Source organism: Streptomyces sp. P17 (genome assembly GCF_032436805.1).
In the GTDB taxonomy this organism is placed as follows: Bacteria; Actinomycetota; Actinomycetes; order Streptomycetales; family Streptomycetaceae; genus Streptomyces.
Window position 1 is genome coordinate 1 of record NZ_JAVRBF010000117.1, and the last position, 10,290, is coordinate 10,290.

Consider the following 10,290-nt stretch of genomic DNA (forward strand, 5'->3'; position numbering starts at 1 on the left):
GCTGATGTCACGGCGCCTGGCGGGCACGAAGGACGCCAAACACCGGAAATGATCAGTTTGTTCACGGGCTCTCAGCGGGCCGTCAGGCCGGCGTCGGTGAAGCGCCGCATCAGCGAGGGCTTGCCGCGGTGCTGCTCGCGCAGGTCGTGCAGGCGCTGGGCGAACTCCTCGGGGGTGCCCGCCCGGGCGTGGATCTCGCGGAGATCTTTCAGGAGGGTGACGGCGGCGTCGTAGGGGCCGGGCTGTTTCTGCCCGATCAGGTGGACGATGTTCTCCCAGGCTTGCCCGGTGTTCTCGGCCATGCGATCCAGGTGGCTCTCACGAGCCCGCTGTTCGGCTCGGCGGGCCCGGGCGCGGGCCTGCTCTTGCTGCAGGGTGTGCTCGCTGCGCACCTCGTGGGCGGCGTCGAGGAGCTCCGCGGCCGAGCGGCGTCGGGCGGCGGCGGACGGTCCGGCTGCACCATGGGACGCGGCGCGGTGGCGGGCCAGCAGAGTGGGGCCCGGCTGCGGGGCGGTGCCCAGAGCCGCGTCCAGCAACAGGGAGTCCTTCTCGTGGGGTGGCAGGGCGCCGATCCAGGCGGCTAGAGCGTCCTTGTCGATCGCCTGGGAAGGAGCGGCACCGCTGGCGCGGGCAGCCGCGGTGAGCAGATGCGGGTCGACATGAAGGAAGTCGGCCAGAGCCTGCTGCGGGCCGGTGAGCCGGGCAAGACCGGCCGGTACGGGCGGCTCGACGGCAGATGTGTACTCGTCCTCGTCGACGTCCTCCTCCAACTCCCAGCGGGTGAGTGCGGAGAGCCAGGCCAGATAGAGGGGGCGCAGGTCGCCTGCGGCGAGTTCGGTACGCAGGGAGGTGAAGGAGGCGAGGGTGAAGGATGTCTCGAAGTCCCACTCGCCGCCGTCCTCGGCCTCGTAGGAGAAGTCGAGCAGTAGATGCCCTTTCCTGGTCCAGCAGGTCAAGACGTCTTCCGCGCAGTACGGTTCGGCGCTGCGCGCGGGCAGCAGTGTCGTGGGCAGACGCAGCAGCAGACGACGCGAGCCCCAGTTGGCGAAGTACAGGTGGGCGTCGTACATCTGCTCCATCAGTTTACGCTCATCGCCGCGGAAGTTGCCGTAGTGGTACTCGTTGACGAAGTGCGTCGCGCTGATCCGGGCCCGGCTCGACAGCGCCCGCACCCCTTCGAGCTCGTCCTTCGTCAACGGTCGGTCGATCGCCTGGAACTCGTAGTACTGGTATTCGCTCACGGCCGCGCACCCTACCGACAGGCACTTCGGCGCATTTCACGGGACCTGGAGTGTCACTCGTTCGGGTGAGGTCAGGGTTACGGCCCCGGCGACGCCGTCGGTAGGCTGGGCCGCACGGGTGACGGAACGTGCCCGTTTCCGTCCGCTCCGCCGTTCCCCGAGCGAGGTCGCTTGAGTACCGCAGCCACCCGCCCTGTCGCCGTGGACAGCTCGGCCCTACGGCCCGAAGGACTGCCCGACGCGTTCGCGATGTTGTTGGCCCGGCTGGGCACGGCGCCGGTGGATCCGGCCACCTCGGTGCTGGTGGACGCCGCGGTGGCGGTGTGGCGCAGGCCCGGTTTCGACTCCTTCCTGTCGCTGCCGCAGCTGTCGTTCGTGCCGTTCGAGTATCAGATGCAGACCGCTCGGACGGTGCTGCGGCGGATGCGCGGCCGGGCGATCCTGGCCGACGAGGTGGGGCTGGGCAAGACCATCGAGGCGGGCCTGGTGCTGTCCGAACTGCGGATGCGCGGGTTGGCGGACCGGACGCTGGTGCTCACCCCGGCCGGGTTGGTCGAGCAGTGGCGCGAAGAGTTGGAGCGCAAGTTCGGCCTGCCGACGGTGATCGCCCGGGGCCGGGAGTGGGCGGACGCGGACGCGGGCGCGGAACGGCCGGTGGTGCTGGCCTCGATCGCCTCCGCGCGCCGGGAGCCGCTGAAGTCCCGGCTGACCACAGGGCAGTGGGATGTGGTGGTGGCGGATGAGGCGCACCGGTTGCGCAATCCGCGCAGCGCCTCGGGGAAGCTGGCCCGGGCCTTGCGTGCCCGCTATCTGCTGCTGCTCACCGCGACTCCGGTGGAGAACCGGTTGCAGGACCTGTACGAGCTCGTGAGCCTGGTCGCGCCCGGGTTGCTGGGCACCCCTGCGCAGTTCCGCCAGCGGCACGCCGGAGCCGGAACGGATCCTTCGCTGCCGCGGAACCTCGACGCGCTGCGGGCCAGTACCCGTGAGGTGATGGTTCGTCACCGACGCAGCGAGGTCGAGGTGTTGCTGCCGCAGCGGCTGGCCGAGACGGTGCTGGTGGCGCCCTCGCAGGAGGAGGCGGAGCTGTATGCGGGGATCGCGGCCAGGATCAGGGCGGAGGCCAAGGGCGCGTCCTCGGCGCGGCTGCTAACTCTGCGCGGGCTGACCCGGCTGGCCGGGTCGAGCCCGCAGGCTGCCGCGCCGACCCTGGCCAAGGCGGGCTGGCCAGACCTGGCGGCGCTGGCCCGGGAAATCGAGGGATCCACCAAGGCGGAGCTACTGCTGGAGCGGCTGCGCCGGCACAACGGACAGGGGGAGAAGGTGTTGGTGTTCACCGCCTTCCGGCAGACCCTGGACGCGCTCGCCGCGCGGCTGGAGCGCGAGGGCGTCCAGGCGGCGGTCTACCACGGCAGCCTCTCGCGCCGGGGCAAGGAAGCGGCGGTGGCGGCCTTCCGCGATCAGGCGCCGGTGCTGCTGTCCACCGAGTCCGCCGGAGAGGGCCGCAATCTGCAGTTCTGCCATGTGATGGCCAATGTGGACCTGCCGTGGAACCCCATGCAGATCGAGCAGCGCCTGGGCCGACTGCACCGGGTGGGGCAGGAGCACGACGTGGTGCTGACCAATCTGGTCGCCCGGGGCACCATCGAGCAGCGGATCCTGCACGTCCTCGAATCCAAGATCAATCTGTTTGAGCTGGTCGTCGGTGAGCTCGACATGATCCTGGGCCGGGTGGACGAGGACTTCGACTTCGAGGCCTCCGTCTTCGACGCCTTCGCCACCGCAGGGGACGATGCGGAGTTCGAGGAACGCCTGGAGCGCCTGGGTGAGCGGCTGGTCAGTGCCCGCACGGACTACCTGGACAGCCGCGGCGCGATCGACGCACTGGTCGGCGGCGATGACGAGCGGGAGGCGGGCCGGTGATCCGCAAGGAGGCGGGGCTGGCCTTCTGGCTGGACTGGGTCGCCCACCGCGGTGGGCTGTGGGAGGACGCCGGGGACACCGCCCTGGCACTCCTGCCCGCTGCCCTGGCGAGTGAGCTGGAGCTGCCCGAGGAGACCGCGGTCACCGCCGACCCCGACGTCGCCCGCGAAGACGGCGCCCTGCTGCTGGTGACCGGGCACCCGGTGGTCGCCAAGGCCGCCGAGAGCGTTCTGGCCGCGGGCGACACCGGCACCCTCACCCTGGCCGCGCCGCGCTCCGTACCGCCCGATGCCGCCACGCTGCTGTCCAAGGCCCGAGAGCATCTGCCGGTCGACCACGGTCGCCTGGATCCCCGCGCCGACGCCACGCCCGAGCGGGCCCTGCGGCCGGTGCTGCGCGTGGGCGCTCTGGTGGGCTACGAGCTCTCCGCGGAGGACCACTTCCAGGAGCAGGCCGAGGTGTTCGTCGACGTACCCAGCCGCCTGCGGGTGCCGCCGAGGGTCAGCGAGTGCCTCGCCCGCACCGGCCACGACTCCCGTGCCGAGACCGCATTGCCGGTCGAGCTCGCCGCCGCCGTGGACTACGCCTCCACCAGCCGGCCGGACCTGGCCGTGGCCCTCGCTGAGGCCCACCGGATGCTGGAGGCCGCCGCCGCGCTGCGCCGTGATGGGCTGGCCGGGCAGATCGGCGACGCGTACGCCAAGGAGCGCGCCCGCGCCGAGGAGTACTACGCCGCCGCCGTGGACTCCTTGGAGCGCCGTGCCGCCACCGCGTCCGAGGACCGCGCGGCGTTGTTGCGCGCCCGTATCGAGAGCACCCGCGAGGAGCGCGCCCGCCGCCTGGCCGAGATCGCCACGAAATATCGTGCCCGCCACACGCTCACTCCCTACCGGCTGCACCTGCTGAGAGTCCCGGTGCTGCGCCTCGCGCTGGACGTCCGCAGGGGCGAGCGGCGCTACCCGTTGGACCTGGACTGGCTGCTGCCCGCCGGAGAGTTCGCCCCACTACGCTGCCCGGCCTGTGCGCAGAGCGGTGCGCCGCTGGTCGCGGCCAAGACCCACCTGGGCTGTGCCCGATGCCTGGCACCCAAGCGCCCCACCCCGGTGCCGGCCCCGGAGTCCGTACCGCCGCCCCGCGACGGCGCCGCCGCGCACGCTGCCGCATCCGCGGAAGGCGCGGTGGCGCCGGTGCGTGCGGGCGCCACTATCGCTGCGGGGCCATCGGTCGCACGAAACGCCGAGGCCGCAGGCGGCGCTGCGCCGCCAAGCAGAGGTGAAGCGAAGGCCGGGCGAACCGCCGAGGCGTCCATAGTGCGCGCCGCCTCCTCCCGCCCCGGCTCCCGGCCGGCCATACCCGGCCGTGCCCTCTCCCCGTCGCAGCGCCGATCTGTCGATCCCCAGACCCTGCACAAGCGCGCCTTCACCTTCTGGGAACACGCCGCAGGGGGCGACCGCCGCAAGCTGGAGCGGCTGTGTGCCCCAGACTCGCCCGCCGCCGCCCTGCTGCGGCTGTACGGCGCGGCCGGGCCGCTGTACGGGATCGGCGTCGGCTCCCGGGAGCGGGTGGAGTCCTGCAGCGTCGCGGTCTTCCCCGCCGAGGGACGACGCGGCTGGGACAGTGCCGGGGGCGAGGTCCGCACCGACCGGGGACGCCATGACTACCTGCTGCGCTGGTCTCTCGGGCCCGACCGGCTGATCGCCGAGGTCCTGCCCCACCAGAGCCCCTACGCGCTGAACGCCAGCACCATGATGGCGCGCTACCGCCCAGGCGGTACCGAGCCGGCCACCCGCCTCCCGCGCACCAGAGCCGAGCTGGACCCGGTCGCCCACCTGCTGTGGCAGCGCACCCCTGCCCGGCACGGGGCGCACCTGGCCGCACGAGCCCTGGCCTCCTGGTGGCGACTGGCCGACCCGCAGGCATTGCGGGAGCGTTACCCGGCTGCGGTCCTCGCTGCCGCCGCCGAACGGTCCGCCTGCTACTGGAGCGGCGTCGGCGGAGGCGGCTACGGCGACGCGGCACTGCTGTGGCAGGTCCCCGAGGCCGACCTGCGCAAGGCCGGCACGCACCTGCAGCGCCTGCTGAAACTGACCCAGGACCAGCCCTGGTAGCCGCGCACCGCGCCCGGCCCGATCGGCCGGGCCGCCCCTACCCGGAACGCACTGACGAGGGCTGCGCTTGCCGATCGCCTCGCCGCCGACCACCCGGCGGACGCGCTCGGGGTCTACCGGCGCGCCATCGAGCCCCTCAGGGCTGTCACCGGCTACCAGCAGATCGCCCGGCTGCTGCTCAGCGCCCGTGCCTGCCACCAATGGCTGGGCATCACCGCCGAGTTCGAGGCATACCGCACCATGCAGCGTGGCGACCGGAAGCGTCAGCGCGCAACCTTATGAGGATCCCAGATCAGCACGGCCTGTAGCACTACGGCAGCAGTGGTTTCGGCAACGACAGTAGGCACCGTTCCCGGCTCGGCTTGCTTGCCGGGCTCCTGACCCGGTCGAGACCGCGTCGGCTTCGGCGCGCGGGCTGAGAAGCGCCGACCGGGCCGGACGGCTGCTGGTCCGGGGAGTCCTGTGGGCCCGACTAGGATGGATCGCCGTGCCGACGAACCGGATGAACCGCGAGGACTTCTTCGCGAAGCTGGCTGGGCTCGATGAGGAGCGCCTGAGGAAGGCGTTGTGGAACCTGTACTGGCGGGGTGCCGCGCCGGTGCGGGAGCGGATCGAGGCGGAGATTGCGCCGGCTCCCCCAGCTCCGCGTGCGCGGCCTCGGGACGAGGTCCCCGATCCGGTGCGGGTCCGGGAGGAGGTGCGCGAGTTCGTCGCGTTGGCGCGGGCCGGCTCGTACCTCGCGGGGGACCGCCGGGTTTCGCCCAAGGAGCGGACCCGCTGGCGATTCACCTTCCGCCGCCTGGCCGACGAGGCACAGGCAGCACTGGCGGCGCAGGACTCCCGCCCGGCCGAGGACGCGGTGGAGGCGCTGGTCGACCTGGCCTGCTACGTGAAGGACTACGACTGTTTCCGCTCCGAGGATCCGATGGAGGCGGCGCGGTTCGTCGTCTCTGACGCCGTCGCGGCACTCTGGGGCAGGGTGCTGAGGCAGTACGGGCCGGTCGTGCTGGCCGAGCACGCGATGCCGCAGCTGGCCCGCTGGGAGTCCCGCTACGGCTGGACACGGACCGGTTTCGGCACGGTGAGCGAGCGTGAGACCTCGCTCGCCTCGGTCCTCGCACGCCTGCTGCCCGATCCTGACGCCTGGAGGGCCTGCGCGGACGGGTACCTGCAGGCACTCGACCGGCTTGCCGAGACGCAGCCGGCACGGGCGAAGCGGGCATACGGCTACGACCCCTCGGGCTATGAACGCAAGCGCCGCGCCGGGGACCTGGCCGAGTGGCACGGGATGCTGCTGGAGCGGCTCGCGGACTGCGACGCGGCGGACCGCCTCGCCCGGCTGGCTGCGCACCCCGCCCTTGCCGGTGCCGAGTCGCTGCTGTTCCAGGCCCGGCTGGCCTGGCGGGACGGCGAGACGGACCGGGCCCGCGCCCTGGTGGGCGAGGCCCTGAGCGAGCTTCCCGGGCATCAGGAGCTGCTGAGGTTCGCGACCGAGGTCGGGGCAGCGCTGCCGGCTCGGGTACAGGGGGCGGCAGGGCAGTTCTTCCGCTGAACGGACTCCGAGTCCACAGGGCATGTGCTGCTGGAGCGAGTTCAGGGCGGTCACGATGATCGGGACGACCGTGGTCCTGTGGTCAGCTCCGGAGGCGGCCTCCGATGCCCCGCGGGCGGGTGGCGCCCCGCAGCTCCCGTGCCTGGTCGCGGATCGAGGCGTCGCCGACGTCGCTGACGGACGCCACGGCAACCGGCGGACTGCGCTCGCGCAGGGGCATACTGGGCGCATGGAGTCTCGGGTGCGGTACGCGGAGATCCGGGGTCGCGTCCCGCGAGGTGGTGTAAGCGATCATGCGCTTCGCCTTCCGGTACCTGGCTCGCGATGATCTCTCCGTTGGCGCGGCACGCGAAGTGGCCCGGTCAGGCGCGGGGAGTGCCTCAGCCGGTCGAAGTACCCGGCGTGACCTGCGAGTTCCGGTCCGTTGATCGGCTACACCACCCGGCGGGACGCCATCAGATCCGGCCCTACACGGTTCCGGAGACGCTGGAGGAACTGGCCGGTCCGGCAGCCGGGGTGGTGGTTCTGCCGACTGTGCTGGACTGGACGCCGAAGCGCGTCTACGACCTGTCGGACGACGTTGACCTGCGGATGCTCTATGAGCCGGTCATCCGGGAGGCCATGCATGTGGAGGAACTGCGGACGTTCCTGGATCCGGTGCTGCTCTCGGCCGTGTGGCAGAGGCTGTGGCTTCCGCCGCGCGCGCGGTTGATGTGGGAAGGGCGATTCCCGCAACTGGCCCGCAGGGCTGCGTAGTATCCACCTGCATGGATCCCTTCCACGCCCGACTCGCCCGTATCGGTCTTGGAGCCGCCGCGGGATACGGCTTCGTACTGGCCGGCGGGTACGCGGTTCAGGCGCACGGGTTCCTGGAAGGGTGTAGCTCCGCACTGGTGAGGTTGTCGATCAGGCTGTGAGCTTGAGAAGTCGGCCTGGTGGACGGTGGATGGAGCCGGTGTTGTTCGGCGCGGACGTGAAAATTCCAGTACTCCGGGAAGTGTCCGTTGCTGGTGATGGCCCGCAGGACCAGGAGTGCCTCGGCTCCCCGGACACTCCATCTGCTGCCGGTCATGTCGAGCCGGTCGGCGATCAGATGGCGTGCTGCTCCCTCGATGACGCCGCTGGCGATCGGCCAGCCGGCGGCGAGAGCCAGGTCGTAGTGGACGAAGTCGGCGTTGGTGGTGAGGTATTGACAGGCCTTGTCGACGCCAGTCCGTTGATCACCGGTCAGTTGGCGGTGGTCGGCCTCGGTGCAGGTTCGGGGGCGCCTCGATGGTGCGCGGCTCGGCGGCGGCGAGCGGGCGGGTGGAGCGCGCGGGCCGGTGGATGATCTGCTGGGTAACCGGACGCGCACCGCCCGCTGCATCGCCTCGGCCGCCAGGCGGACGGCCGCGTCGCGGGTGGCTTGGCCCAGCATGGCGGTGTGGATGGGGCCTCCTTGGGCGAGATGACGGTCGTAGGGCAGCGGGATCACAGGCACGCCGGGCTCGCGCAGGTGCGCGGCAGCCGACTTCACATCCAGCGTGGTGTCGGGGGAGGCCGCGCTGAGGGCGACGACGGTGGTGTCCAGGGCGGAGTGCGGCAACTGCCCGAGCCAGTCGAGGACCTGCCGGGTGCCGTGCACGCCCTCGGCGGTCATCGGCGCGACCACCACTTGTGCGTGGGCGGTGTCCATCGCGGCGCGCGCCACCTCACCGGGCAGTGTCTCGCAGTCCACCACGGTCACCGCGAAATAGCGCCGCAGGGCCATCGTCACCGTCATGTAGGTGCGCAGGTCCAGCGGGGCGCCGACCCGGCCCTGGCCCGCGGGCAGCAGCCAGCCGCCGTCGGCCACCGGCACCAGGTAGCCGGTGACGTCGGTCAGCCGCATGGAGGGAGTGAGAATCCGGGCCAGGTCCGCACAGCACCAGCGCACCGTGTCCGCGCCCAGCCGCACCGGGAGCGTGCCGAGCGCCGCGTCGGCCTCCAGGGCGAGCACCGGGTCGTGCCGGTAGTGGTTGAAGGTACGGCTCAGCAGCGCGGAAACCGTCGACTTGCCGACGCCACCCCGGATCGAGGTCACCGCGATCACCCGGCCGGTCGTCACCGGCTGCTGCAACTCCTCAGCAAACCGGGTCTGTTCGGCGATCTCCTGCCTGGCGGAGGCGGTGAGTTGTATCAGGGAGCGCCCGGCACGACGTGCGACCGAGTCGCCGTGCTGGGGGCGGCCGAGGGCAATGGCGAGACGGGGGTCGACGTGGGGAGGGATCGCGGGGTCGGGGCAGGGCCCTGCGGGTCGCGGGTCGGGCGAGGCACCGGAGGAGCAGCGGGGGACGGCTCGGGAACCGCAGCGGGTCCCGTTTCCGGCTGCGCGGGGGAGCCCGGGACCGCGCCGGGATCGGCGGGAGAGGACTGGACCGGTGCCTCCCCGGAAGAACCGCCGGCGAGCTCCCGCAGCAGAGCGTGCTGCCAGTCTCCTCCACCGGTCATGCCCATCTCCGTGTCCTCACGCGAAGGTGTCGAGCAGCCGCCCGTAGACCCCGAACACGCCGATGACCAGAGGAAGCATGGCAATCACGGCGGTTGACTCCAGGACGTCGCCGATGCGCCGCAGCCGAACCCGCACATGCTCGGCGGGCTCCACGCTCAGCACCACGAGGGGGACGACCGCGAGCAGGGCCAGTACGGCAACCGGCCCGGCCGCCGCGGTGTACTCCAGCCACAGCACAGCGAGCCGCACCGCGACAACGCTCGCGGCCACCAGCAGCACCACGACCTCGGCGGTAAGCGGAAACGCACGCGCCCGCAGCCCGAGCGCCACCATGACCATGACACCGAGCAGCACCGTCCACACCGACACCGAGCACAGCACCATGACTCCGGCCACGGCCGCTGAGGCGGCCAGCACGACGGTCGCGATCGCAGTCGATCGAGACGGTCGTTCTCCCGGCAGATCGTCGCCAGATAGACCGACGTGAGCCACGCCCCCGCGTGCGTATAAGGCGTCGGCCCCGTCGCAGGCAGGTTCTTCACCTCGCCCGCACTCCCGATCCGGCACGGTACGGGGCCCTCGGCGGCTGTGGCTGAGTCGAACAGTGCGGAGCCTACCTGCATGGCTGTGACCCACGCTTCCCATGTCGGGAACTCCCCCGCCACGGGGTCCGTCAGGCAGCGCCATTTCGCGACAGCCAGCGTGAGCATCTGGGCGTCGTAGCGGTAGTCCGCCGACGTCTCGATCTCGTCGAGCACTTCCTTGGTGCTCTCGACGATTGGTGCGATGGCTTCAGCAGCGTTGCCCGTGCGGAAGTCATGGCGCAGGATCCGGGGGACGGTGGCGGTCACGGAAGGGTCCTCCATTGACGGCATCCTCACGCTCCGGCTAGGCCCATCCTCCGCACGTAGCGGTATCAGTTGAATCCGCTGGTGGGCCGTGACGGCGGGAGGGGTGTCGGTGTTGTCTGAGCATGTTGATGACTCCGCCTCCTGC

6 protein-coding genes and 3 pseudogenes are annotated in these 10,290 nt (G+C 71.6%); 4 read left to right on the plus strand and 5 right to left on the minus strand.

Features of this window, described 5'->3' with window-relative positions:
- Nucleotides 1–71: 71 nt before the first annotated feature.
- Complete coding sequence (locus tag RMT89_RS38820) at nt 72–1,241, minus strand: hypothetical protein (RefSeq protein WP_315888470.1); 1,170 nt, start codon at nt 1,239–1,241, stop codon at nt 72–74.
- 171 nt (nt 1,242–1,412) lie between these two features.
- Here RMT89_RS38820 and RMT89_RS38825 point away from each other — a divergent pair, with 171 nt between their 5' ends.
- The 3 genes from RMT89_RS38825 to RMT89_RS38835 all read left to right on the plus strand — a co-directional run bounded on the left by RMT89_RS38825 (nt 1,413) and on the right by RMT89_RS38835 (nt 6,824).
- Nucleotides 1,413–3,164: a DEAD/DEAH box helicase gene (locus tag RMT89_RS38825; protein WP_315888471.1), complete on the plus strand. Its 1,752-nt coding sequence runs from the start codon at nt 1,413–1,415 to the stop codon at nt 3,162–3,164.
- Nucleotides 3,161–5,272 carry a hypothetical protein gene (locus RMT89_RS38830; protein WP_315888472.1) on the plus strand — a complete coding sequence of 704 codons (2,112 nt, stop codon included), beginning with the start codon at nt 3,161–3,163 and terminating at the stop codon, nt 5,270–5,272. The genes RMT89_RS38825 and RMT89_RS38830 overlap by 4 nt, the downstream gene beginning before the upstream one ends.
- A gap of 487 nt (nt 5,273–5,759) precedes the next feature.
- Nucleotides 5,760–6,824: a hypothetical protein gene (locus RMT89_RS38835; RefSeq protein WP_315888473.1), complete on the plus strand. Its 1,065-nt coding sequence runs from the start codon at nt 5,760–5,762 to the stop codon at nt 6,822–6,824.
- Between the two features lie 82 nt (nt 6,825–6,906).
- On the opposite strand, the gene RMT89_RS38840 is transcribed toward RMT89_RS38835, so the two are convergent.
- Nucleotides 6,907–7,119, minus strand: coding sequence for a hypothetical protein (locus RMT89_RS38840; RefSeq protein ID WP_315888474.1), 213 nt, complete (start codon nt 7,117–7,119; stop codon nt 6,907–6,909).
- 80 nt (nt 7,120–7,199) lie between these two features.
- Here RMT89_RS38840 and RMT89_RS38845 point away from each other — a divergent pair, with 80 nt between their 5' ends.
- Complete coding sequence (locus RMT89_RS38845) at nt 7,200–7,580, plus strand: hypothetical protein (RefSeq protein ID WP_315888475.1); 381 nt, start codon at nt 7,200–7,202, stop codon at nt 7,578–7,580.
- Nucleotides 7,581–8,166: 586 nt separating this feature from the next.
- On the opposite strand, the pseudogene RMT89_RS46190 reads toward RMT89_RS38845, so the two are convergent.
- The 3 pseudogenes from RMT89_RS46190 to RMT89_RS38860 all read right to left on the minus strand — a co-directional run.
- Nucleotides 8,167–9,299, minus strand: a pseudogene (locus RMT89_RS46190) (hypothetical protein); the annotation flags it as partial.
- 10 nt (nt 9,300–9,309) lie between these two features.
- Nucleotides 9,310–9,735, minus strand: a pseudogene (locus RMT89_RS38855) (type VII secretion integral membrane protein EccD); the annotation flags it as partial.
- Between the two features lie 38 nt (nt 9,736–9,773).
- A pseudogene (locus RMT89_RS38860) lies at nt 9,774–10,169 on the minus strand (Imm49 family immunity protein); the annotation flags it as partial.
- Nucleotides 10,170–10,290 lie beyond the last annotated feature (121 nt).